This window comes from Clostridium chromiireducens, from assembly GCF_002029255.1.
GTDB classification, from domain to species: domain Bacteria; phylum Bacillota; class Clostridia; order Clostridiales; family Clostridiaceae; genus Clostridium; species Clostridium chromiireducens.
This window is the reverse complement of sequence record NZ_MZGT01000066.1, coordinates 1-26,935: the sequence shown is the minus strand read 5'-3', so window position 1 is coordinate 26,935 and position 26,935 is coordinate 1. Positions and strand designations below refer to the sequence as shown.

The window sequence follows — 26,935 nt, the reverse complement described above, 5'->3', positions numbered from 1 at the left end:
CTAATATTCTTTATAAATATTTATTAAAATTTAAATAGAATACTGTAATTCAGATAATGAATACGAAGTATAATAAAATAAATAAAGGATAAGGAAGACACTATATAAAAATGTCTTCTTTATCCTTTATTTTTTCGCTTTAAACATACATGCTTTTGTGGTTATAGAAATGTTGCCATGCTTTTTAATGTATTCCTCTAAATATCTTGTAAATTCTTTTTTTCGCTCCCCTATTAAAACCGAGCTTCCTTGTATGGTCGATGCTTTGTATGATACTACTGGTTCTGCACTATTGACTATTATTTTTCCGTCTAAAACTTCTATATCAATCTTATTAAAATACTTTTGAAGAATTGCTCTACCATTTTCTAAATCAAATCTATTGGAAAATCCGTTACTATCTAATCCAAGATTTGGTGCAAAACTTTCTGCCAGTTCATTAAGTTCATACATTGATTTACAAGAATTAGCAGTCACATAAAATATGCCGCCGGGTGACAGTACTCTTCTTATTTCAGATAAAGCCTTTTCTATATTAGGTACGAAATAAATCATATGTTGTGCAATAACTACATCAAAGCTCCCGTCTTTATAGGGTATATCTTCTGCATTTATCTCTTGATAAGTAAATTCATGATCTATTTCTTTTAATCTATTCTTTGCAATTTTTAGCATGCTTTTAGAAAAATCAGATAAAGTAATACTTAATTCTTTATTTATACTATCTTTATTTTTATACCATAACTTTCCTACACCACATCCAAGTTCCAATATTTTTGCTTGATCAGGAAAATACATTTGATTAAAGCACCACTTATCCCAATCTATTTTATTGATATTATAACTATGAAGATTACTTCTTAGATTAAGATTTTTATCACTCTTATACTGTTCCTTTACGCTTTTTTCCATATTGGTTATCTTAATGATATTAATTAAATTGTTAACATCTATAAATTTACTTTCTTTTGCCTTATTTTCAGCTTTATTAAAAACAGCTATAACTGATTCTATATGCTTCTTCTTTTCCTCTAGTGCTTTTTTTTGAATAGTTATCATATGCTCTAGATTTTCTCCACTTTCGTTAATTGTATGGCTGATTTCGCTTAAGGATAATCCGATAAACTTTAAAGTTGTAATTTGCTGCAACTTCAAAAAATCATCTTCACAATAAATTCTATATCCCGAATCAGTTTTTTCAGATGGTTTTAAAAGTCCAATCTTATCATAATGAAGTAGTGTCTTTACTGTTACTCCTGATCTTTTGGCAAATTCACCTATTTTCAATATCGTCCCTCCAATTAAGCTTAATATATTTATTGATAAACAACATGTAACTTAGACTTATCCAATAAACTCACCGAAATGAATAGCATACTTTTGTTCCAGTTGGGTTATATTTCAAAATATATGTTAAGATTATGATTGGTTTACCAACATATTGATTTATAAGGGCTTAGTAGATATAAATTTATAGTTAATCACATAGTCCTATATAGATGTCTAATTTAAACACTTGACTTATTCCATAAACATATTTACAAATTTACTAAAACTTTAATTTGATATCTTCACTAGAAATTATAAACATTTGAAAATGAGCTGTTAAAGGTTCTTAAGCAGTGAACCTAAATCTTTGATTTAGTGTGAATCGCTTACTCAGCGAACGAACGTGAGTCGAGTTTCCGCTAGCGGTTGTTTCTCTTTAGCTTGTCAAACTGAAAGTTGGAGCATTCTAAAGTTGATAGAACCTTTCAGCGATATTTTCATAGTTTTTCGGAATTAAGTGAAACTTGATTTAGGTGGAGCCAATCTCCACCTAAATCTCTAGTTGAACTTATCCAGGAGTTGGCTAGCGGATAAAATGTTTATAATTTCGGTAAGTTTCACATAACTTATAGTATCTCTTTAATTACTTTTACAGTTTCCTCAGCTATATACGCTGCATCTTCTAATGATAGTGTAGTGTACACTGGAAGGGTAATTTCATTTTCATATTGAGCATAAGCATTTGGATAATCTTTGATATCATATCCTAAATTCTTATACAATGTCAGCATCGGAAGTGGCTTATAATGAACATTTGTTGCAATTCCCATTTCAGCTAACTTTTGGATAGCAATATTTCTCTTTTCTTCATTAAATCCTTTAACTCTATAAAGATATAAATGATATGATGTTTCAGTTCCATTATCATCTTTTGTAACTGGTATTATTGAAAAATCTTCTTTTGATAAGATATCACTGTAAGTCTTAAATATTTGTCTTCTCTTTTCAAGCATTTGGTTGTATCTCTTAAGCTGAACAATTCCAATAGCTGCACTCATATCAGTCATATTGCATTTTAGTCCATCATTTATAATATCATACTCCCAAGCCCCAGCCTTAAGCTTACTCAAAGCATCTTTTGATTGACCATGCATTGCTGTAAATCTCATATATTGAAGCAGATTTTCATGTCCTCTAAAATTATTATTGTTAAAAGTAACAGCTCCACCTTCAGCTGTGGTTAAATTCTTAACTGCATGGAATGAAAATGAATGAAAATCGCATTGAGATCCAACAGGTTGACCTTTATATTTTGCACCAAAGGAATGAGCTGAATCACAATTTATTATAATATCTTCTCTATTTAAATCCTTTAATACTTTCTTTAACGCATCGTAATCAAACGGTAATCCTGCAATATCTACAGGCATGATTACTTTTGTTCTATCTGTAATCTTTTCTGCAATTTTATCTATATCCATCATGAAAGTGTCTTTCTTAACATCAACATATACTGGCTTAACGCCTCTATGTATGCCTACACTGGAAGTTGCAGTATAAGTATAAGGAGTAGTTATAATTTCATCTCCTTCTTTTATATCAAATACCTTAAGTACTAATTCCATAGCAGCCGTTGCGCTGTTTAACGCTAATGCTCTACTTACTTGCAAGTACTCTTCTATTCCCTCTTCAAATCTAGAAAGTTGTGGGCCAGATGTAATCCACCCTGATCTTAGCACCTCTGCAACAGCTTGTATTTCCTCTTCTGTTATATCAGGTGGCGAAAATGGTATTTTCTTCATATAATTCAATCCTCTCCTAATTTAGATAAAGTTTTTAATAATAAATTTCTTATTACACAAATCAAGGATAAAATAACATTTTAATAATCCTTTAAGTTTATTATAAACTCATACCTTAGGTCAGAGTCAAGGCGAAATTTATTTTGTTCATAAATTAATTAAACCACCTATCGTAGTTGATTTCTCCATAAGCCAATATCAATCTAAAATAGGTGGTTTTATCATTATTAAATAACTATTTTATATTTTAAATAATTTCTTCTTTTGGTATACAGACATTATCTAAAAGTCTTTTTATATTTCAACAATCACTGGTAAAATCATAGGCTTTCTTTTCATTTTCATATATACAAAATTGTCAACTTCTCTTCTTATACCATTTTTTATTTCTGCCCATTGAGTAATATTTTTATCTAAACACTTTTCCACAACATCAGTTACAATATTTCTAACTTCATCAATTAATTCCTCAGAATTTCTTACATAAACAAAACCTCTTGAAACAATGTCTGGACCTGATATTATCACCTTATTTCTCCTATCTATAGCAATAACTACAGTTATTATTCCATTTTCAGCCAAATTCTTTCTGTCTCTAAGTACCATATTTCCTATATCGCCTACACCCATACCATCCACAAGAACTCTTCCAAATGGAACTTTTCCCGTTATCTTTCCACTATTTCTAGTTAATTCAAGTACATCTCCATTTTCTAGTATAAATGTATTATCTTTATCTATTCCCATACTTTGAGCAATCTTAGCATGTGTAATTAAATGTTTATATTCGCCATGAACAGGAATGAAAAATTTAGGCTTTAATAAAGCTTGAATCAATCTAAGTTCTTGTTCACAAGCATGACCTGAAACATGTATTTCTTCTATAGATTTATATATTACATTGGCTCCCTTTTCTATCAGTTCATTTACTACATTGGATACCGCTTTTTCATTACCTGGTATTGGTGTTGCTGAGATTATAACCATATCATCTTCAAATATTTGAATATATTTATGTGTTGATGCTGCTATTCTTGTAAGTGCTGCCATTGATTCCCCTTGACTTCCTGTTGTAACGATAGTTAGCTTATCATTGGGGTAATTTTTTATTTGATCTAAGCTTATTACCATATCTTCTGGTATGACTAAATAACCAAGTTCCCTAGCTACCTCCGATACATTTTCCATGCCCCTTCCGCTAAATGCTATCTTTCTTCCATACTTTACAGCGCAATTGCTAATTTGTTGTAACCTATGAACATTAGATGCAAAGGTAGAAACAATTATTCTACCAGTAGCTTTGCTAAATAGGTTCTCTAAAGTTTCACCAACGGTTTTTTCTGACATTGTGTAACCTTTATGAAGAGAATTGGTACTATCCGCCATTAGCAGTAATACGCCTTTCTTACCTAATTGAGCATACCTTTGTAAATCCATGACTTTTCCATCTATAGGTGTAAAATCTACTTTAAAATCTCCACTATGGACAACAACTCCCACTGGTGTATGTAATGCAATTGAGCAACTATCTGGAATACTATGATTATTTCTAATATATTCAATCTTAAATTTATCTAAATTCACTGTTTCCGCTGGTTCCACCATGTTTAGAGTGCAATCACTAAGAATAGCGTGTTCTTTTAGTTTCAATTCAATTAGTCCAAGTGAAAGTTTTGTGCCGTATACAGGTATATTGATTTGCTTTAATATATATGGCAATCCACCTATATGGTCTTCATGTCCATGAGTAATAAAGATACCTTTGACTTTATCTTTATTTTTTATCAAATATGTTACATCCGGAATTACAATATCAATTCCATAAAGATCTTCATCCGGAAATGCTAATCCACAATCTATAACAATTATTTCATTGTCGTATTCAAAAGCTGTCATGTTTTTTCCAATTTCGCCAAGCCCACCTAATGGAATAATTTTTAATGACATCATCTTAGCTTTGCTTTTTTTATTCGTCTTAGGTTTATTAATTTCAATTTCATTATTATCCATTTTTTCACCCCTTAATATATATTGCCTAATCTAATTATTTACAAATACTATTAAATATATAAGTATTAATTAAAATTTATTTCACTAAAATAGTTAATATTATAATCTTAAAACTATAATGCTATTATTCACATATCATAGATAAACAAAGCGTAAATTTAATATACACTTTGAATTATAACCCAATTAGAAATGAGTAACATACTTTTGTATAATGTTTCGTAAGGAATTTTTGTGGTAGTTATTCTTAGAAAAAAAGTTGTTCCAAATATGCTAGTTCAAAAAGTGAGAGTCCAAATTTTACATTTGGATTCTCGTACTTTCTCTGTGAGCGCATTGCCTTCGAGGCTAGCATTTATGAAGCAACTTTTTTTCTTAGAATCACCCATGAAAATTCCTTAGAAACTGGAACAAAACGTATGCTACTCATTTTGCGAGTTATCATGTCTAAGTTTAATTATCACGTTGTTTATCTATATAATTCTATACATTTTGATATGTATAGAAACTAAAACTTAATATTATTGGAAATATAACGATTTTACTTTATCTACAATTTCTTCTTCGCAGCTTGAGATTTGTCTGATGCCATACCCAAGGAGTAGTGGTGAACTTGTAAATCTAGGCATAACCTTACATATTATCTTTTCCTTAAAGTGATAGAAGAATATATTAAAACTATCACATTTTACAAAATAATTATTTAAAAGATAGTGAACTATTTTTCTAAGATTAACTGAAAGTTCACTTAATGCATTTAAATCATCATCTATTATTATATTAAACTCAGTAAATCCATTAAATGGTGTATGGGATAAATTTACCAAACAATTATCACTTTTATGGATTTCTATCCCATTAAAGTATTCATCCTTTATTCTTGACTTATAGTCTATATCATCAATACCTACAATTTGCATATGTGGGTGTTTTAAACTTCCACCTGATCTTGGTCCATGATTCTTATAAAATATAACTGATTTGTATTCTCCACTGCCTTCCATCCTTAACCAGTGCTTTACACCAAACCTTATTAAGTCTTCCATATATTCTTCAGAATATTCCCCCATATCATTTTCACAAGTATAGGTCTCTATAATGACTAACTGACAAGTGTCTTTTATGGTTGGATACTTGTTCTTAAGTAACATAAATGGACCCTTTTCATCGATAATATCTGTAAGTTTGTCTCTATTACAAAAAGGACATTCTTTTATATTTATTTTTTGAAATTCATTAGGCTTATCCTTATTTATATCATTTAAAAATACTAAATACTTTTCTTCTTCCATTTATATCACCAAAAACCTTCCATCAAAATCATTTTTTAATTAAAACATGTGCACACTTTGAAGGAACAGTTACATTGTTTCCAGCTATAGCATAAATCTCATCGACCCCTGCTCTTTCTTTATTAACAAGAACACTCCATCCACATTCTTTTAACTCTACGAATGCTTCCTCATCATTTGGATTGAATATTACAACTATAGTGTTAGATAAATTTTTCCCACTATTATCTTCAATCTTATATGCAACAACATTTTCTTTATAAAAATCTTCTCCATACTCTAAAAATATCAGATTCTTTTTTATTTCTTCACTTGAATTCATTCTAAAAGCTCTATACTTTTTCCTTAATTTTATTAGTCCTTTATAATAATTCACGATTTCTTCATACTCATGAACGCTGTCCCAGTTTAAGCTATTAACACTATCTGGTGCGTTATAACTATCATGATTAAAACTTCCATCTTCATTTTTCTTTGTTCTTAAAAATTCTTCTCCTGCTTGGAAGAACGGAATTCCTTGAGATGTCAGCACTATAGCCGCCGCTAACTTATTCATATTTTTACGTTTCTGTAAAGAAGAATCTTCGTTAGTCATGTGTAATTTATCCCACAATGTATAATTATCATGAGCAGAAATGTAATTTATGCATTGGTATGGCTCATTAGCCCATGCCCAATGTGAATACATAACCTTATCATAATTTATTCCCTTTTGGCCGGTAGCACCAACTACGCAAAATTTAATGCTTTCTTCCAGGCCTATTCTTCCATTTATATATCCTCTTTCATTAATGTTAAATACATGCCCTTTAACTGAGTCCCTGGTATCGTCACTAAAAGCAGCTATCTGCATCTTATCAAATTTGAATATATTTTGTTTTACTGACGAATCTTCCCCATTTAATGGCGACAACCCACCAGTCCATCCTTCCCCATACATAATTATAGTCGGATCTATTTTATCTAACTCGGTTCTGATTAATTTCATGGTTTCAATATCATGTAGTCCCATTAAATCAAACCTAAATCCATCTATATGATACTCTTTTGCCCAATATACTACCGAATCAACAATTAGCTTTCTTACCATATATCGCTCTGATGCTAATTCATTACCGCAACCAGATCCATTAGAAAAGTTACCATTAGAATCTTGCCTATAATAATATCCTGGGACTGCCAAATTTAAATTAGATTCATAACTTCTATAAGTGTGGTTATAAACCATATCCATAACAACTCTTAATCCAGACTTATGTAGGCATTTAACCATTTCTTTAAACTCATTTATTCTTTTTTCTCCACTAAAAGGATTTGTAGAATACGAACCCTCTGGTGCAAAATAATTTTTTGGGTCATATCCCCAGTTATATTGTGGCACATCTGGTTTACTTTCGTCAACAGTTTCATAATCAAAGGCTGGGAGCAAATGAATATGGGTTACTCCTAGCTCCCTTAAATAGTCTATACCAGTTTTAGTATATCTCCCTGGTACCGTAGTTCCATATTCACAAAATGCAATAAATTTTCCTTTCCTTTCAGGTTTGATTCCCGAATTTTCATTTGCAGAAAAATCTCTTACATGGACTTCATATATTATCGATCCGACTGCACTACTTAGTTCTGGCTTCTCATCTTTATGGAAATCTACTGGGTCTGTTTCTCTTAAATTAATAACCATACCACGATTCCCATTTACACCTAATGCTTTAGCATAGGGATCTGTTACTTCTCTTTCATTACCGCTATTAGTAACTAAATAATTATAAAATTCGCCTTTCAAGTCTCTCTTAACTTCTATATTCCAAGTTCCCTGTGCACCTCTATTCATATCTAATATTTCTACTGGTGCATTTGTATAATTTTTACCGTCATCACCGAATAAAGCTAATCTAACATTATTAGCATTTGGTGCCCATAATACAAACTTTGTACTCTCCTTAGAATATTCTGCTCCCAATTTTCCTGTATAATTATTATAATCATTATCTAATAAATTCATTATATTATTACCCCTTATTAGTCCTATTAGTCATATTATTTCAGATGAGACTTATAGAAAATTTTATATTAAATTCTTTTTAATTCCTTGATTATTTTAGCTGAAAAGGCAGGAACTTTTATATAAACTTCTCCGCCATTAACCAAGGCTTCATTATCATCCAATAGATCAATTCCCTCAGAAAAAGTCATTTTAAAATTTAAACTACTTTCTTTATCACTTAGATTTAAAACCACATAAACTTTATCATTATTACTTGTTCTAGAAAATACAAACTGTTCATTTTTAACAACTACCTGTTCGTAATTCCCATATTTTAATGCTTCACACTGGCTTCTAATTTTTCCAAGCTTCTTAAGTAATTCGTATAGTTCATTATTTGTTTGTTCTATTTTTCCAAGCTCTAATTCCGGCCTGAGAGGTAAATCCGTACCTTTTCCCTTAACACCTCTAATACCAAATTCACTGCCATAATAAATACTAGGTACTCCTGGCATTGTATATAATAATATATAAGCATTATATACATATTCCGGAACTTTTAGGATGCTTGTTAATCTATTAACATCATGATTATCAACAAAATTATATAGGCATAGATCCTTATATATTCCGCCATTTCCAAATAACCTATTTAATGAATATGCTATTTCAAAATAATTCTTATCATTATGACTCGAATAATTTCCTTTATAACATTCATAATTAGTAACAGAATCTAGACTTTCTTTATTTGCCCACCTAGTATAATCTCCATGAATAACTTCACCCATAAGCCAAAAATCTTTCTTTTTAGATTCAGTAAATTTCCTCAAGACTTTAAAGAATTCAAAATCTATACTGTCTGCTGCATCTAGTCTTAAGCCATCTATTTCAAATTCATCTATCCAAAGTCCCACGGCTTGTAATAAGTGATTTAATACTTCTTGATTTCTCAAATTAAGCTTAACTAAATCAAAACACCCATTCCAACTTTGATAATTAAATTCATCACCCATTGGACTTTTGCTATTAAAATTAAGATTTGAAAACCAATTGCAATACTTAGAATTTCGTCCGTTCTTCTGAACATCCTTAAACGCCCAAAATTCTCTTCCTACATGATTAAAAACCCCATCTAATATTACCCGTATATTATTATTATGAAGTTTATTACATAGCTCCTTAAAGTCTTCATTAGTTCCAAGTCTTTTATCAATCTTATAATAATCTTTCGTATCGTATCCATGGTAGCTTGATTCAAATACTGGTGCAAAATAAATAGCATTAATGCTCATTTCTTTCAAATGAGGTATCCAGTTTTCTATTTTAGCTAATCTATTCTCTTCTTTATATACCTTGCCGGGTTCCAATGTTCCGCAAACTCCAAGTGTATAAAATTGATAAAAAATGCTTTCCTTAATCCATGTATTCATAAATTCATCCCCTTTTCCCCTTTATACATTATACCACTTTTTTCAATATACTATTATTTCATATTTATAATTGTAAATTTTATTCATATAAATACTTTTTTATTATATAGAAGTTTAATGTAATTTAAAATACAAACCATTATTTTTTACACTATATTTAACATAAGTTCTTATATATGTAATTAAAAGCTTTATTTATATAATAAAATAATTATTCAACAACTTAGCAATAATAATAATAATTTTCTTAATTTTGTCACATAATAATTGCATAAATTAAATATCCATGGAGGTATGAACATGAATGATAAAACCATAAAATTATTAATCTCTTTATTTATTGTACTGAATTGTCTAATAGCACTTTCAAGCCCAGTAATAGCAAATAGTATCCTTAATTACAAGCCTGATTTAGAATTATCTGTTTTTTACTCACAAAAAGATAAAGATGAAAAAAATAGAATTCTTAATATTTTTAGTGAGGAAAATTATAAATATCTTTCCCCTGATCAGAAAAAACAATTATTGGAACTAAAAAAATGTAAAGATAATGGTACTGCCTTCTCTGAAGAACAACAAAAAACTTTGCATACGCTTCTTGACAGCATAATAAAAGGAAGATTGGGTAATGATGATTACGAAGATTTCAAAATTTTAATCCAAAAGAAAAAATCTAATCAAAGTTTGACAGAAGAAGAGGATAAAAGATTAAAAGAATATAGAGATATAATTAACGGTTCTAAACCAAATACTCAAGATATATTGAATCAATTCTTAAGATAATACTTTATTAATACATAGCATAAAGAACAAAGCTAATATTTAAACTTTGTTCTTTTTATTTGTAAATTTATTTTAAACATTCTTAGTGTAAAAAGAAATGATCTTATCAAAGACACTAAATGCTATCTCATCTCGCTCATAATATGATTCATGCTTTGATCCATCTACTTTGACCAACTCGCAGTTCGTAGCATATTGTGCAAACTTTTTTTGTGCCTCTGGAATAACATGTGTATCATATTCTGCTTGGAGTAGCAATACAGGTATTTTAACCTTTGAGGCATTTTCTTTTTTTATAAGTTTTCTAGTTGCTTTCACACCTTCGATGTACCATAGTGCTGACGATCCCCCGCACTGATATTCATCATGTTTTTTAATTTTTTCATGTAAGTACTCATATCTCTCTTTGCAACTAGTAGATCTAGTAGGCGATGCCTTTTTCTTAGCATACGGAACTTGGCCAGGTAAATAATTTATCCCTCTTCCCAAAATTCTTAGACTTCTAGAAACAATATTTGCAAAGATTTTTGGTGCCTTTCCTGTATTTATTTCATGCATTGGTGAGCTTAATACAGCAGCGGTAAAATAATTCGTATATTGTTCTAGGAAAAGCGTACCAATCCCACCTCCCATAGAGTGAGCAAACAAAAATAAGTTTTTATTACTACTATTAGGAATAACAATTTCATCTATAAATCTTTTGAAATCCTCAGTATAATAATCAAACTTTTCAACGCTTATTTGGCTACTATCTATACCTAGTCTTGGAGAACGACCATGCCCTCTATGCTCCATAATAAAAACAGAATAATTTTCTTTCATTAGATAGTAAATTAATTCATAATATTTTTCCGTAAATTCTCCAAAACCATGACATATAACAATATTAGCCTTTGGGTTTTTTACCATAAATTTTTCGTAATATAATTTTAAATTATTTTCTCCGATAATATACCCACTTTTTAAATTTTTCTTTATATATGGTTCTACTTTATCCAACATCTCTTCTTTATAGTTCTTTTGTGAAACATATTTTCCCTTACCTGTAATTATATAATCTAGATCTGAAGTAATTTTTAGAGCGGCATTATTACTCATAAACAATCCTCCTTATTTGCAACAATTATTTCTATGATTTATAATTTATTCAATTACTTAGATTTAATATACAATAGTTTCTTTAAATCTATTATAACTTTAGGTTAAAAATAACTCAATTTACAATTATTAACATACAAAAAAAACAGCTCTCTTAATCTAAATTTATCAGAAATAAATTTTTTCTAAGACAGCTAATTTCTATTATTTAATATTGAAAGCCTTTGTTTTGATAATAAATTATTTTAGCTTTCTCACCTGTACTTAATACTAAGTCTTCTCCTATATAATAACACAAAAGTTATAACAACATTTCTTTCACATACAAATCTGTTTCTCTTGATAAATCTATAAACTCTCCATCTTTTAAAACAAGGGGTTTTTCTAGATTATTTAGGTTCATTTGTATTACTTTACATTTCTGATTAGTATTTAGTAATACCTCTTCACCAATATAGTACCCTGAAATATGCTCTAAAAACATTTTTGAATATTCATAATCTAATTTCCCTAGGCTTTCATTTTTAACTATTTGCAACGCTTCAAATGGGAGTTTCTTTCTTTTATATCCTCTATCTGAATTAATTGCATCAAATACATCTGCAATAGCAATTATTTTAGCAAAAGGATGTATTGCCTCATCTTTCAACCCTAGCGGATATCCTGACCCATCTAACCTTTCATGGTGCATTAATACTCCATAACTAACTGACTTATCCAGAAACGATATGTCTTTTATAAATTGATAGCCTACCTGAGCATGAGTTTTTATATTGTTAAATTCATTTCTTGTTAAAGCTTCTTCCTTCTTAAGTAAATCTCTATCTATCTTTGTCTTTCCAAAGTCGTGAAGTATTGCTGCGTATACGAGTAAGTTTAATTTTGAACTTTCAAAACCCAACCATTTCCCTATGATCGCACTCAATGCCGCAACATTTACTCCATGCCTATATATCGAATCTGCTCCACTTCCATAAAGCACAATGTTCTTTATAACTACGCTACTTGGATTTAACTCATTCTGAATCTTTTTTGAAAACTCTCTAATTTCATTCATTGCTATTCCATTTTCATTTGCCAATTGTCTAAATGTTTTTTGCAATTTTAATGATATTTCTTTAAACTCTTCTTCTATCTTCCTGTGCTGTTCTTCTTTTTTATTTTCTATATTACTTGGCTTTTTTTCAACGCTCTCTTCATATATTTCCACTTTGCCTATAAATAATAAACTTCTCAGCTTCTTTATCATTTGGCTATTTATACACAAATCTTTTTTAAGGAGCACACTCCCATTTTCTTCTACATTTTTAGCTACTACCATACCTTCTACTAACTCATTAAAGTTCACTATCTTTGTCTTCTTTTCCACAATACTCACACCAATCATACCTATAATTTTAAACAATTTGAAATTTTATAGATAACAACTTATACAAAAATAAATTTAATTAAACTAAATACTAATATCTAAAAGTGAAAAATTTATTTATAAAGTTTTTTAAGCCAATTATTTATTAAAATGTACTTATTTATTTATATTATTCTATATTTTTTAACTTTTGTCAAAAGAAGTTTTATGTTTTTTTATAATGTAGTTATTAAATTTCTCAGGAAATATATGTGTTATTATTTTTCTTATTATATCCATATTACACACTTCTACCCACATGCTACATTAAATATTCTGTACCTTTATTCAAATTCTTAAAATATTAGTTATTCTAGTGAAACATCTATAATTTATATTATAAAAAGGGCAAGGATTAATAAAACCCTTGCCCTTTTTACAGTTAATCACACATAACTGCAATCTTATTCTATTGGTGACGCTTTTTTATTTCCTGTTTTGGCTTTGCCTTGTATTTCTTGCGGAACATTTCTTACATCATTTTTTTTATAATGTGTTATATGATTACTTTCTGTTCCATGTGGTTCACTCGGATCTGGTCTTCTCATTCCTGCTTTCGCCATAACTATTTTCACCCTTTCTATAACATATAGAATAATAAATAAAAGAGTAGTTTCATATCTAAGGTACTCACATATAATTAATACAAACCTTAGACTCATTTCTACTTAGATATTTATATATATATTTGAAATTATCTCAAATTTAGTATTCTAAAAACTATTATATTATATACCTGACTTTTACTGAAACTATGGGAATAATTTTACCTTTTATCGAAGATACATCAACTCTTGTTTATCCATTCATTCCAGATATCAGTTTTCTCTCCAACTGTTGCTTCCTTCCCATTTCTAACCACAGGAGTATTCATAACTTTTTGATTTTTTAATAACAATTCAATTTTTATATCCGCACTTCGTATATTGCTAAAATTTAATTTTGTATATTCTTTGCTCTTTGTATTTATTAATTCATTAAGTTTAACTGAATTTAATACACTATTTAATTCGCCTTTACTCATAGACTTTTCATTTAAGTCAATAAACTGAAATTTTATATTTCTCTCCTTAAAGAAGCGTTCTGCTTTTTTAGTATCAAAGCATTTCTTTGTTCCAAATATCTGTATATTCATAAGATCTCCCCCTCCTTAGATACTATAAAAAAATAATAAAATACTTTTAAAAGAGTTGAAGTATACTCCTCAACTCTTTTATTAATCAAAATTTATTTATCTAATTTTACAATCGTATCTAAAGCAACTTCCATCATATTAGTAAATGTTTTTTGTCTTTCCTCTGCACTTGTAACTTCTCCTGTTACAAAGTGATCACTTACTGTTAGTAATGCCAACGCATTAACACCAAATTTTGCTGCAATTGTATATAACGCTGCTGCTTCCATTTCTACTCCTAAACAGCCAAACTTAGCCCATTTCTTCCAATCTTCACTATCATCACCGTAAAATACGTCAGAACTATATATACTTCCTACTTTAGGATCAAATCCTTTTTCTACTGCGATATCATATGCTGGCTTTAATAATTCAAAGCTTGCTGTTGGTGCATATGTTCTTCCTTGGAACCTCACTAGATTAAGATTTGAATCAGTTGAAGCTGACATAGCTATAATAAGATCTCTAACCTTAACTTTTTCACTATATCCCCCACAAGTTCCTACTCTGATTAAGTTTTTAGCTCCATAACTTTGAATCAACTCATTAACATAGATTGATATTGATGGTATTCCCATTCCTGTTCCTTGAACTGAAATCTTCTTTCCTTTATATGTTCCTGTAAATCCATACATTCCTCTAACTTCATTGTAGCATACCGCATTTTCTAAAAATGTTTCTGCAATAAATTTTGCTCTTAATGGATCTCCTGGTAATAATACACTTTCTGCTATAGCACCATCTGGTGCATTAATATGAACACTCATTTTGTTACCTCCGATTCGTTGTTCTCTTTATTTTCCTAACGCTTCTTTCTTAAAAGCTCCAGGCAAAATATCATTCATGTCCTTTACTATATAATCATCTTCATTTTTAGCTATTATTATTTTAACGTCTTCATCGCCAAATTCAACAATTACTTGGCGACATATTCCACATGGAAATGTGTATTCCTCTAAACTACCTACTACTGCTACAGCTTTTATTCTTTTTTCCCCCTCAGATATTCCTCTAAATATCCCAGTTCTTTCTGCACAGTTTGTTGCTCCAAAAGATGCATTTTCTATATTGCATCCTCCATATATTTCTCCACTATCAAAAAGAATAGCTGCACCAACTTTGAACTCTGAATAAGGCGAATAAGCCCTCTCCCTATAATCTAATGCTATTTTAATAAGATTTTTGTAATCCATAAATATCCCCCCTCTTATTCTAAAAATATATATAATTTTATAGGTCAAATAATCCGATTTTTATCTTTTCTATATTTGAGATTTCAGCTACTGTCTGCCCCATGTCTACAAAAGAATTTCTGGTTCCTAAAATAATACTGCAATTTTTCATTTGCTCTTCCCAAAGTTCATCTAATATAGCCGTACCTAACGCTGGTTTGTTTCCAATGACTTTTCCTGTTGAATCCTCAAATTTTTCTTCTTAACTAATTTGGAGTTATTTTATAACGCCATAAATTAATGGTATATCTTCAGACTTCTCTTTTGCTATATGATAACTTTCAATTATGCTCTTTTCCGCTCTCTTTATTTTACTTTCATCATTTGCGTGTATATAAGCTAAAGTTTCACCTTTTGATACTTTATCGCCTCTTTTTTTATTCAAAACTATACCAACAGCTAAATCTATAGTATCTTCCTTCGTTGCTCTGCCTGCTCCAAGTTCCATTGCTATTAGGCCTATATGCTCAGAATCTATTTTAGATACATATCCTTCTTCTTCGCTTTTAACTTCTACAACATATTTTGCCTTTGGTAAAAGTTCTGTATTCTCAACTTGTTCTGGATTTCCTCCTTGAGATGCAACAAATTCCTTTAGTTTATTTAGCGCAGATTTATCTTCTATAACTTTAAGAAGCATTTGTCTAGCATCTTCGACTGTTTCAGCTTTCCTCGCTAAAACCACCATATTGCTTCCAAGAGTTAAGCATAGTTCCAATAAATCTTTTGGTCCAGCTCCATTCAAAGTATCAATGGCTTCTTTTATTTCTAATGCATTTCCAACTGCTAATCCTAATGGTTGATCCATGTCAGATATTACAGCCACAGTATTTCTGTTAACATTTTTACCGATACTAACCATAGCTTCTGCAAGTTCTTTAGCACTTTCAAAAGATTTCATAAAAGCTCCATCGCCAATTTTAACATCTAAAACAATAGCGTTAGCCCCAGCTGCTATTTTTTTACTCATTATGCTTGATGATATAAGGGATATATTTTCAACTGTAGCGGTAACATCTCTTAAAGCATATAATTTTTTATCTGCCGGCGCCAAATCTGCTGTTTGACCCATAATAGCAATTTTATTATTATTAACATTACTCATAAATTGTTCTTCGCTTATTTCAACTGAAAATCCTTCAAATGATTCTAATTTATCTATTGTACCTCCTGTATGACCAAGACCTCTTCCAGACATCTTAGCAACTGGAATCCCAAGGGCAGCAACCATTGGAGTTAATACAAGTGTCGTAGTATCGCCAACTCCACCCGTACTATGTTTATCTACTTTTATTCCTTCTATATTTGATAAATCAAGAATATCTCCTGAATTAACCATTGCCATGGTAAGATCCGAAGTTTCTCTCATATTCATTTTTTGAAAACAAATTGCCATAAGTAATGCTGAAACTTGATAGTCTGGAATACTACCTCTTGTATAATTTTCAACAACAAAATTAATTTCTTCCGTAGTAAGTTCCATACCTTCTCTTTTTTTACTTATAATATCAGTCATCTTCATAAAATCACCCTTTTCACCAGTTAACTTCTAATAATTAATTTTTTTCATTTAGATTCTAAACTTAAAAATTATTTACTTTCACTAACTATTGCTATACTAGCACTAGCTCCTATCCTACTTGCACCAGCATTTATCATTTCCATAGCGGTTTTAAAATCTCTAACTCCCCCAGATGCTTTAACGCCTAATTCTGGTCCAACAGTCTTTCTCATTAGAGCTATATCTTCTTTTGTAGCTCCACCTGCTCCGAATCCTGTTGATGTCTTAACAAAATCTGCTTTAGCTTCTTTTGATATTTCACACGCTTTAATTTTTTCTTCGTTTGTTAATAAACAAGTTTCTATAATTACTTTAACTAGCGCCTTTTCTTTAGCCGCATTTACTACTGCTTCTATATCCTCTTTAAGAAGTGAATAATTTTTGTCCTTCAATGCGCCTACATTAATAACCATATCTATTTCAGTTGCACCATTTTCAATAGCTTGAGCTGTTTCAAATGCTTTGGATTCTTTAGTCATTGCACCTAATGGAAAACCAACTACTACACAAGTCTTCACATCGGTTCCTGAAAGTTCATTGCTAACTAATTTTGCATAACATGCATTTACGCAGACAGATGCAAAACCATATTCTTTTGCTTCTTTGCAAAGTTTCTTTACCTCTTCCACAGTAGCCTCTGGCTTAAGTATTGTATGATCTATATATTTAGCTATATCCATTTTGTATCTCTCCTCTTTCATATATAATATAAAGTATTTATTTTAGTATACTTTTATATATCTTTAAATGCACAACCTAGAACAAAACTCTTACTTTAATGTTTAGCTCTTTAACATAATCTTATACTAAAGGCTTATTACTAAATTGTGCATTATAATTATTAAAAGTAAATATTATCTTTTTCCTGAATCAAAAGGTTCACCCGCTGATTTAGGCGCTTGTGACGATTTAGAGAATATCACAAGGGCAATCAAAGTAGCTACGTAAGGAAAAATCTTAAGTACTACTGATGGTATAGAACCTAGAGCAGGAATAACTTGTGATACGTTAGCAATTGTTGTTGCAAATCCAAAAAAGGCTGTTGCTGCAAGGATACCAAGTGGTTTCCATTGCCCAAAAATTAAAGCTGCAAGTGCCAAAAATCCTAGACCTGCAACACTTCCATTAAATTCACCCGAATATGTCACGAGTATTATTGCTCCTGATAGTGAAGATAAACCTCCTGAAAGTAATACCCCTATATAACGCATGCGATATACATTTATTCCTGCAGCATCAGCTGCTTGAGGATACTCTCCACAAGACCTTAATCTTAATCCAAATCTTGTTTTATATATTAAAAATATACTTAGTAGTAATATTGCTAATGCAAGCCAAGTAGTAGCATATGATTTTGCAAAAAGCAACTTACCGAGTACAGGTATTTGAGAAAGCCCAGGAATATCACTTTGAAAAAATCCAGTTCTAATCCTTATACGTCCACTTCCTGAAATAGTTCTTGCCAAAAATATAGTTAATGCTCCTGCTATCATATTTATAGCTGTACCACTAATTACTTGGTTAGCATTTAAGTTTATACTGGCAAATGCATGTAAAAGTGAAAATAACATTCCAACTATTAGAGCTACAATCAATCCTATCCAAAGAGGGAGATTGCTGCCTGGAAAAACATCTTGTAACTTTGTTATTGTTAAAGCTCCAGAAAATGAGCCTATAATCATAAACCCATCAAGTCCTATATTAATTACTCCACTTCTTTCGCAATATAATGCTCCAAGCGCAGTCATAAGTAAAGGAATTGTATATGCTATAGCATATGGAAAAATTTGCTGTACTATGTCCCACATATTACTTCTCCCCCTTATTATTTACTTCTTCTGTATCACCAAGTTTTTCTGAATCATCCACTTCTTCATCACTACTTAATGTTGACTCATTACTTGCATTTTCATTTGGTAATATACCAGTCCCGCCAGTATTACCAGCTTTATTTGCAGCTGCCATGGCTCTTCTATGTTTAATTTTATTAACTACTATTGGCACCGCTGCACTTATAGCTGCGAAGTATATTATAATGGCAATTATTGTATCTGCTATTTCTGGAGGTATGCTTGTGTTAGCATTCATAAATCCTTTTCCTGAATATAAAAGTCCAAAGAAAATGGCTGATACAAGAATACCTATTGGATTATTAGCTCCTAGTAATGATACAGCTATTCCATCAAACCCTTGTGATGGCATTATTCCTATTTGAATATTAGATGCATTTCCAACATATTGAGCCACTCCTGCAAGTCCTGAAAGTCCTCCAGATATCATCATTGCAATAATAATATTTTTATTTACTGACATTCCTGCATATTCAGCAGCATCCCTATTAAATCCAACCGCCTTCAATTCATATCCTAAAACTGTTTTATTCAAAATGAATCCAATAATAATAACAGCTATAATTGCGATAAGTATTCCTAAGTTAATATAAGAACCTGAAAATAAATCTGAAAACCAAGTAGTTCTTAATGATGCTATTTCTGGAATATTCTTAGATTCTGTTTCAGTTGAACCCTTAAAATAAGTTGGTATAGCATAATACACTATCCAATAACAAATCCAATTCATCATAATGGCAGATACAACTTCATTTACATTAAATTTAGCTTTTAATAATCCCGGCACAAATGCCCATAAAGCACCAGCTAAAGCTCCAACGATTATCATAACTAATAATAATACTGGCCTCGGCATACTTGCATTATATGTTAATGCTATAGTTGTTGCACAAAATCCACCAAAAAGCATTTGCCCAGGTGTTCCAATATTAAATAGTCCTGTTTTAAATGCAAATCCTACTGAAAGCCCTGTAAGTATCAAAGGAGTCGCAGTTGCTAAAGTATCTCCAATTCTAGATATATTTTTCAATCCGCCTTGAAATAAATATGAATATCCGTCTATAGCATTATCTCCAATAGCGAACATTAAAACTGCTCCTGCAATCAATCCTAGAACAACTGCAAGTATTGAATTTAAAGCTTCTTTTTTATTCATGCGACTTTCCTCCTTTTTGAATTCCAGCCATCATTAAGCCGATTTCATTTTCATTTGTTTCAGAAGCATTTACTATTCCTATTAATTCTCCACTATTAATAATTGCAATCCTATCTGATAAATTCATTACTTCACTTAATTCTAAAGATATAAGAAGTACTGCCTTTCCTGCATCTCTTTGTTCTACAAGTCTTTTATGAATGTATTCTATTGATCCTACATCAAGACCTCTAGTAGGTTGAACTGCTATTAATAATTCCGGATTTAATTCAACTTCGCGTCCTATTATCGCCTTTTGTTGGTTTCCTCCTGACATCGTTCTTGCAAGAGATGCTCCCCCTTGGCCTGATCTTACATCAAATTCTTTTATTATTTTTTCTGCATAATTGTGTATAGCATTCTTTTTTAATAAGCCATGCTTTGAAAATGGTTCTCTATCATAAATTTCTAAAACCATATTATTTTCGATAGTATAATCTAAAACTAACCCTCTTTTATGACGATCTTCTGGAATATGAGCTATTCCTTTGTTTATACGCCTACGTATTGATATATTACTTATATCTTCGTTTTTAAAATATATTTTTCCTGATTTTACAGCTCTCATACCAGTAATAGCTTCAACTAATTCAGTTTGCCCATTACCTTCAACGCCTGCTATACCAAGAATCTCTCCTGCTTTTACTTCTAATGAAAAATTCTTTACTCCAAGAACTTTCTTATTATTCAAAACCGAAAGATCTTCTATTTTTAAAACTGTATCGCCAGGTTCTTTTTCTTTTTTGTCAACCTTAAAGCTGACAGGTCTTCCAACCATCATTTCAGCCATTTTTTGTTCAGAAGTAGCTTTAACCTCTACACTTCCTATATATTTTCCACGCCTAATAACTGTACAGTAATCTGCAACTGCTTTTATCTCTTTAAGTTTATGAGTTATTAGTATGATTGATTTTCCTTCATTAATGAGATTTTTCATAATTTTCATAAGTTCTTCAATTTCTTGTGGAGTAAGCACTGCTGTAGGTTCATCAAAAATTAACACTTCAGCATCTCTGTAAAGCATTTTTAGAATTTCGACTCTTTGCTGCATTCCCACTGATATATCTTCTATTTTTGCATAAGGGTCAACTCTTAATTCATATTTTTTTGATAATTCTTCTATCTTTTTAGCTGCACTTTTTATATCTACTACTAGACCCTTTTTAGGCTCGTATCCTAAGATTATATTTTCAGTTACAGTAAAATTTTCTACTAATTTAAAATGTTGATGAACCATTCCTATTCCTAAATCATTTGCAACATTAGGATTGGATATTTTTACTTCTTTACCTCTTATCTTTATGCTTCCCACTTCTGGCTGATACATTCCAAAAAGTACTGACATTAATGTCGATTTACCTGCACCATTTTCACCAAGTAGTGCATGAATTTCACCTTTTTTTAGTCTAAGAGTAATGTTATCATTTGCCACTATACCTGGGAACTCTTTACGAATATTTAGCATCTCAACTACATATTCCATAATCAGACTCCTCCTTATTTAAATTACAATTTATCAAGTGAAACTTGCTTCGGGTGGGATTTTATTCCCCATCTGAATCTTAGTTGAACTTATCCAGGAGCGTGCAGCCGTTATCTCTCTTTTAAAGAAGATGGAGTATTATGGATGCTAGCTATCGGATAAAATATGTTTATAGTGAACAATAGAGGATGACTTTTCTATCAGATTTAAATCGCTTAAGATTATAAAACCTGTAGAAATGCATCCCCATTGCTATTTTATAGAATCCTAACTACATTGTTTTAGGAATTTAATTTGAATTATTTTATTAATGATCCATCATTCTTATCATTAACTTTTACTGATCCATCTTTAAGTTTTGCTGTCACATCTTGAACAGCTTTCATTGTTTCATCATTTAAATTAGGATTTTTCTCTGGAATACCAACAGCATCCTTTGTGATATCAAATGTTAAAGTTTGACCACCTGGGAAGTTTCCTTCTTTTAATGCTTTAACCATGTTATAGCTTGCTGAATCCACTTTCTTAACTGCTGAAGTAAGAATTATTGATTTACCGTCTGAACCTACACCTTCTTGATATTGGTCTACGTCAACACCAACAACCCAAACTGCTTTTCCAGCTGCTGCTCTTGCTTTTGCTTCAGTTATAGCACCTGTACCAACACCACCTGCTGCACAGAATACAGCTTTAACACCTCTATCGTACATTTGAGCTGCAAGTTGTTGTCCTGCTGCCGCATCATTAAATGTTCCTTGGTATACTACATTTTCTGCTTTTAATGACATTTTTGTTCCTAAATTTTTATTAGCATAAGCAACACCTTGTTGGAATCCCCAGTTGAACTTTTGAACCGCTGGTATTTCCATACCACCAATAAATCCTAGTTCACCTTCTTTAAGTTGAACTGATGTAGCAACACCTGCAATAAATCCTGATTGATGTTCTGCAAATAAGATAGAAACTGAATTATCTCCTACTTTATAATTTGCTGGTTGAGCTCCATCATTTGGAGTACCATCTATAAGAACAAAATGTGCATCTTTATATTTATCTTGAGCTTTAAAAATAGCTGTTTCAAATTTGAAACCTGGAGTTGCTATAAACTTAAATCCTGAATCGTAAAGATCTCCGATATTCTTTAAGTAATCTGCTTCTGTTTCTCCAGTTGGTTTTAAATATTTAGTTTCTGTACTAAAGTCAGTTTCAGTCTTCTTTAAGCCTTCCCAAGTACCTTGGTTAAATGACTTATCGTCAATTGTTCCTGAATCAGTTACCATACCAACTTTAATTTTCTCTTCTTTTGCGGCTTTATCTCCTCCGCCTGCACCATTACCTGATGATGAACTTCCGCATCCAGCAAATAATGTCACTGTTATTGCTGAAACTGCTAATAATGATAATAATCTCTTTTTCATTAACCTTCCTCCTAAATATAATATTTAATATTTAAACTCATGAAGTTTTCATGACTTAAATCTAATAAAGTAGTTATTATTAATATTACTTATTTATATTTATAATATGTCAAATTTATTATGCTAAATATTACTTATGTTATACCCATTTGTGCATCTTATCTATATTTTTTCTCTGAACCCTTGGCTACTATTTGAGGTGCAATTACTAATCTTCTAACCTCTGTATCATCAGTATTATTAATAACATCTCTGAGCATATCCATAGCAGCTTTCCCAAGTTCAATTGGGGAGTCTTCCATATATGTAATATTTAGGCCAACTACATCTAAAAAATCAATTTTATTAACTCCAACAATGGCTAAATCTTCAGGAATATCTTTATTTTGCTCTTTTATTGCTTTTATTACTCCCATTGTCATCATATTGCTGCAAACAACCACTGCTGTTGGAGGATCTTTTTCTTTTAGAAATTTTTTAGTTACTTCATATGCCTTATCTAATTTGAAATCACCATAGAAAACATATTTATTTACAAATTGTATATTACTTTCTTTTAATGCCTTTTTATACCCTTCCAGCATATCCATAACTGGTTCTGAGCTTAGTAATCCTGTCATTATTCCTATTTTAGTATGTCCCTCTTTAACTAACAGGTTTGTTGCATCAAAACCACCTTTTACGTTATCTACAAATACCCCATTTAATTTTTTAAATTTTACATCCGCAGAAACTAGAATTATAGGAATATTTAAATTATTTATTGTTTTTATATATGTATCATTAAATTGCTCTGCACCAAAACCTGGCGTCATTATAATCCCTTTAATTCTTTGTTCCTTTAATAAATTTAAAGCACGAATTTCTTTTTCTAAATAATTGTCTGTATTAAATAAAATAATATTTAAATTATTCTTTTCAGCAATTTCACTTATTCCTTTAATAATTTCTCCAAAATAGGAATTAGTTATGTCCGGAACTACAACTCCAATTGTATTAGTTTCACTTTTTGATAAACTTCTAGCAATCGCACTTGGAGTATAATTCATCTCTTTTATTGCCGATAATATTCTAAGTTTAGTATCTTCCTTCACGTATCCTGAATTATTAAGAACTCTTGAAACAGTTGCCGGAGATACTTTTGCTCTTTTTGCAATATCGCTTATAGTTACTGGCATGAAAATCCACCTCATTGCAAACTTAATTTTTCCGATATCTAGCATCCTTAACTCTCTTCATCTGACAGATAATGGCTGCACGCTCTTGGACGATATACCCCTTTAGGGCATTATTTGAACTAAATTTATGTGGAGTATAAAACTACACATAAAAAGTTTAGCTTTATGGTATCGCTTCCACATTTATCATAATATATTAGGAACTCTATGTCAATAATCTTAGTATTCCCTATTTTTATTATAAAAATTAATTTTATTTTTAATTATTATGTAGCATATATCTACATTTGAGGGGAATCTTATATACTTTTTTTATTATATATGACGTCTAATTTTTCAAAAATAATCTACAAATATATTTTTCTTTCATTACTTTGAAAATAAAAATGGAATAACCCAAACAATATATGTATAGATTATTCCACCTTTCTTATTTTTCTCTTATTTTATTAACAAATCTCTCTATTCTCTTTAATGCTTCAAGAATATCATCCATAGATGAAGCATAACATACCCTTATAAATCCTTCTCCACATTCTCCAAAAGCATTGCCTGGAACAACCAATACTTTCTCGCTTAAGAGTAACTGTTCACAAAACTCATCTGATGTAATGCCTGTAGATTTAATGCTTGGAAATAAGTAAAATGCACCAAGAGCCTCGAAGCATTCCAATCCCATTTTTCTGAATCCATTTATTAATACTCTTCTTCTCCTATTATATTCTCTACACATCTCTTCCACATTTTTATCACCACTTTTTAAAGCCTCTATTGCAGCATATTGAGCTGTTGTAGGTGAACACATAAGTGCATATTGATGTATCTTTTTCATAGCATCTATTAGCACTGGATGACCGCAAATATATCCTAATCTCCAGCCAGTCATAGCATAAGATTTAGAGAATCCGTTTATTACCAAAGTCTTATCTCTCATCTCTGGGAATGATGCTATTGAAACATGTTTCTCTCCATAACAAAGTTCTGAATATATTTCATCTGAAATTGCAATAATATTTTTATCCTTAAGAACTTCAACAATACCCGCAAGCTCTTCTTTAGTCATTATTGCACCCGTCGGATTATTTGGAAAAGGTATTATAACAACCTTAGTTCTAGGCGTAATCGCATTTTCTAACGCTTCAGGTGTAAGCTTAAACTCATCTTTCGCTTGAAGATTTAACACCTTCGCAGTTGCACCTGTAAATGCTGTACACCCTTTATATGCAACAAAGCTCGGTTCTGGCACTATTACTTCATCCCCAGGTCCAACTAATGCTCTAAGCGCAACATCAATCCCCTCACTTCCTCCAACGGTAACTATTATTTCATTGGCTGGATCATAACTAAGATTAAATCTTCTATAAAGATACTTGGATATTTCAGTACGCAATTCAATAAATCCAGCATTAGATGAATAATGAGTGTGCCCCTGTTCCAATGAATAAATTCCAGCTTCTCTTACATTCCATGGAGTTACAAAATCTGGTTCTCCAACACCAAGTGAAATTACGCCTTCCATTTCATTCACTATATCAAAATATTTTCTTATACCTGATGGAGGCATATTTTTAACATTATCTAAAATCATATCTTCTAATATCATATGAATATTGTCTCCCTATCTTCTAATTTCTTTTCCTTGAATATTTTTCCGTGGTCTTTATACTTCTTTAATACAAAATGTGTTCCTGTACTCAATACATATTGTTGAACTGCTAGTTTTTCTGATACGAAAAGCGCAACTTCCTTCATTGTTTTTCCTTCAACAATAACAGTTAAATCAAATCCACCAGACATTAAGTAACATGCTTTTACTTCTGAGAATTGATATATTCTTTCTGCAACTTTATCAAATCCAACTCCTCTTTGTGGAGTTATCTTAACTTCAATTAATGCTGTAACAGTTTCACTTCCAGTGTTCTCCCAATTTATAAGTGCTGTATAACCAGCTATTATGCTTTTTTCCTCATAATCTCTTATTGCATCTCTAACTTCCTCAACCGTTTTGCCAGTCATAATAGCAATTTGCTCATCGCTATATCTACTGTTTTTTTCTAAAATTTCAAGTATCTCTTCCATTAAAAATAACCTCCTTATTTTTGCAAATGAAAGATGAATGATAAATAATTAATGATTAAAGTTGACATCACTTCGTGATTTCTTAAATTTTATATATTTATAGAAATTCCTTTGGAATTTCCTCTCTCATCATTCATTATTCATTTTTCATCATTCATTATTGATTTGCTAACATTTAATTTAATAAACCCTAAAGTTTTTAAAATTTTAATAAATTTCTGTAAAATAAAAAATCCCTCATCCCAACAAGGGACGAAGGAACTACTTCGCGGTACCACCCTAATAAACAATACAAGTATTGTTCACTCAGCTAGAGCACATACATGCTCTTCCTCTATAACGCGAGGAACGCGTCATAGCCTAATTAAAAATTATGTTAATTATAATCTTTATTTTTCAGCTATAAAATTCAAAGGCTGCTTCTATAAAGCTCACTTACTAGATTCCACCAACTTCTAGCTCTCTTAAAAGTTAACTAATATATACTATTCCTTATCACTATCTTTAAAAATATACTTCTAAAAATTTATTTCATGTACATTCTAATAAAATTTTTAAATGTAAAATTAAATGAATAATTTTTTTCATTTATCTCTTACATAAATCTTTCTTTATATTATACTAGCAAAAGTATAAAAAATTCAATAGAAATTAAATATTTTTTTAATAATTACTCTATAATATAT

General features: G+C 30.6%; 22 protein-coding genes and 1 other annotated feature. Of the genes, 1 reads left to right on the top strand and 21 read right to left on the bottom strand.

Translation table 11 applies throughout. The features are described 5' to 3' along the window. Positions 1–126 precede the first annotated feature (126 nt). The 6 genes from CLCHR_RS19180 to CLCHR_RS19155 all read right to left on the bottom strand — a co-directional run bounded on the left by CLCHR_RS19180 (position 127) and on the right by CLCHR_RS19155 (position 9,790). A complete protein-coding gene (locus tag CLCHR_RS19180; RefSeq protein WP_079441523.1) occupies positions 127–1,287 on the bottom strand; it encodes a MerR family transcriptional regulator in 1,161 nt (386 codons plus the stop codon). Positions 1,288–1,895: 608 nt separating this feature from the next. Continuing rightward, a complete protein-coding gene (locus CLCHR_RS19175) occupies positions 1,896–3,071 on the bottom strand; it encodes a DegT/DnrJ/EryC1/StrS family aminotransferase (RefSeq protein ID WP_079441522.1) in 1,176 nt (391 codons plus the stop codon). Positions 3,072–3,365: 294 nt separating this feature from the next. Next, positions 3,366–5,081, bottom strand: a complete 1,716-nt coding sequence (locus CLCHR_RS19170) for a ribonuclease J (RefSeq protein ID WP_079441521.1) — start codon at positions 5,079–5,081, stop codon at positions 3,366–3,368. Between the two features lie 521 nt (positions 5,082–5,602). Further along, complete coding sequence (locus tag CLCHR_RS19165) at positions 5,603–6,373, bottom strand: DUF4931 domain-containing protein (RefSeq protein WP_079441520.1); 771 nt, start codon at positions 6,371–6,373, stop codon at positions 5,603–5,605. Between the two features lie 28 nt (positions 6,374–6,401). Further along, positions 6,402–8,375 carry a type I pullulanase gene (gene pulA / locus CLCHR_RS19160; RefSeq protein ID WP_079441519.1) on the bottom strand — a complete coding sequence of 658 codons (1,974 nt, stop codon included), beginning with the start codon at positions 8,373–8,375 and terminating at the stop codon, positions 6,402–6,404. A gap of 68 nt (positions 8,376–8,443) precedes the next feature. Next, entirely contained in the window at positions 8,444–9,790 is a 1,347-nt protein-coding gene (locus CLCHR_RS19155; protein WP_079441518.1) for an alpha-amylase family glycosyl hydrolase, read from the bottom strand. A gap of 300 nt (positions 9,791–10,090) precedes the next feature. Here CLCHR_RS19155 and CLCHR_RS19150 point away from each other — a divergent pair, with 300 nt between their 5' ends. Beyond that, positions 10,091–10,573, top strand: coding sequence for a hypothetical protein (locus CLCHR_RS19150; RefSeq protein WP_079441517.1), 483 nt, complete (start codon positions 10,091–10,093; stop codon positions 10,571–10,573). 72 nt (positions 10,574–10,645) lie between these two features. Here the strand turns inward: CLCHR_RS19150 and CLCHR_RS19145 are convergent, their stop codons facing one another. The 15 genes from CLCHR_RS19145 to CLCHR_RS19080 all read right to left on the bottom strand — a co-directional run bounded on the left by CLCHR_RS19145 (position 10,646) and on the right by CLCHR_RS19080 (position 26,249). Beyond that, a complete protein-coding gene (locus tag CLCHR_RS19145; protein ID WP_079441516.1) occupies positions 10,646–11,671 on the bottom strand; it encodes an alpha/beta fold hydrolase in 1,026 nt (341 codons plus the stop codon). A gap of 301 nt (positions 11,672–11,972) precedes the next feature. Next, the gene (locus tag CLCHR_RS19140) at positions 11,973–13,040 is read right to left on the bottom strand and encodes an HD-GYP domain-containing protein (RefSeq protein WP_079441515.1); all 1,068 of its coding nucleotides are present in this window, start codon (positions 13,038–13,040) and stop codon (positions 11,973–11,975) included. 443 nt (positions 13,041–13,483) lie between these two features. Beyond that, positions 13,484–13,642, bottom strand: coding sequence for a hypothetical protein (locus CLCHR_RS24960; RefSeq protein ID WP_169896849.1), 159 nt, complete (start codon positions 13,640–13,642; stop codon positions 13,484–13,486). A 224-nt stretch (positions 13,643–13,866) separates the two neighbouring features. Next, positions 13,867–14,214 (bottom strand): arsenate reductase family protein, encoded by a 348-nt coding sequence (locus CLCHR_RS19135; protein WP_079441514.1) that lies wholly within the window; start codon positions 14,212–14,214, stop codon positions 13,867–13,869. Between the two features lie 92 nt (positions 14,215–14,306). Next, complete coding sequence (gene deoD / locus CLCHR_RS19130) at positions 14,307–15,020, bottom strand: purine-nucleoside phosphorylase (protein WP_079441513.1); 714 nt, start codon at positions 15,018–15,020, stop codon at positions 14,307–14,309. Between the two features lie 27 nt (positions 15,021–15,047). Beyond that, positions 15,048–15,446: a cytidine deaminase gene (locus CLCHR_RS19125; RefSeq protein WP_079441512.1), complete on the bottom strand. Its 399-nt coding sequence runs from the start codon at positions 15,444–15,446 to the stop codon at positions 15,048–15,050. A 256-nt stretch (positions 15,447–15,702) separates the two neighbouring features. Continuing rightward, on the bottom strand, positions 15,703–17,007 hold the full coding sequence (locus CLCHR_RS19120) for a pyrimidine-nucleoside phosphorylase (protein WP_079441511.1): 1,305 nt from the start codon (positions 17,005–17,007) through the stop codon (positions 15,703–15,705). Between the two features lie 68 nt (positions 17,008–17,075). Further along, entirely contained in the window at positions 17,076–17,726 is a 651-nt protein-coding gene (deoC, locus tag CLCHR_RS19115; protein ID WP_079441510.1) for a deoxyribose-phosphate aldolase, read from the bottom strand. 174 nt (positions 17,727–17,900) lie between these two features. Further along, entirely contained in the window at positions 17,901–18,854 is a 954-nt protein-coding gene (locus CLCHR_RS19110; RefSeq protein ID WP_079441509.1) for an ABC transporter permease, read from the bottom strand. 1 nt (position 18,855) lies between these two features. Next, positions 18,856–20,052: an ABC transporter permease gene (locus CLCHR_RS19105; RefSeq protein WP_079441508.1), complete on the bottom strand. Its 1,197-nt coding sequence runs from the start codon at positions 20,050–20,052 to the stop codon at positions 18,856–18,858. After that, a complete protein-coding gene (locus tag CLCHR_RS19100) occupies positions 20,045–21,574 on the bottom strand; it encodes an ABC transporter ATP-binding protein (protein WP_079441507.1) in 1,530 nt (509 codons plus the stop codon). The genes CLCHR_RS19105 and CLCHR_RS19100 overlap by 8 nt, the downstream gene beginning before the upstream one ends. Before the next feature lie 299 nt (positions 21,575–21,873). Then, the gene (locus tag CLCHR_RS19095; protein ID WP_079441506.1) at positions 21,874–22,992 is read right to left on the bottom strand and encodes a BMP family lipoprotein; all 1,119 of its coding nucleotides are present in this window, start codon (positions 22,990–22,992) and stop codon (positions 21,874–21,876) included. 158 nt (positions 22,993–23,150) lie between these two features. Continuing rightward, positions 23,151–24,170 carry a LacI family DNA-binding transcriptional regulator gene (locus tag CLCHR_RS19090; protein WP_079441505.1) on the bottom strand — a complete coding sequence of 340 codons (1,020 nt, stop codon included), beginning with the start codon at positions 24,168–24,170 and terminating at the stop codon, positions 23,151–23,153. 430 nt (positions 24,171–24,600) lie between these two features. Further along, entirely contained in the window at positions 24,601–25,773 is a 1,173-nt protein-coding gene (locus CLCHR_RS19085; protein WP_079441504.1) for an aminotransferase class I/II-fold pyridoxal phosphate-dependent enzyme, read from the bottom strand. Continuing rightward, complete coding sequence (locus CLCHR_RS19080; protein WP_079441503.1) at positions 25,770–26,249, bottom strand: Lrp/AsnC family transcriptional regulator; 480 nt, start codon at positions 26,247–26,249, stop codon at positions 25,770–25,772. Before CLCHR_RS19080 ends, CLCHR_RS19085 begins: the two co-directional genes overlap by 4 nt. A 245-nt stretch (positions 26,250–26,494) precedes the next feature. Continuing rightward, positions 26,495–26,757 (bottom strand) — a binding site (T-box leader). Between the last annotated feature and the right edge of the window lie 178 nt (positions 26,758–26,935).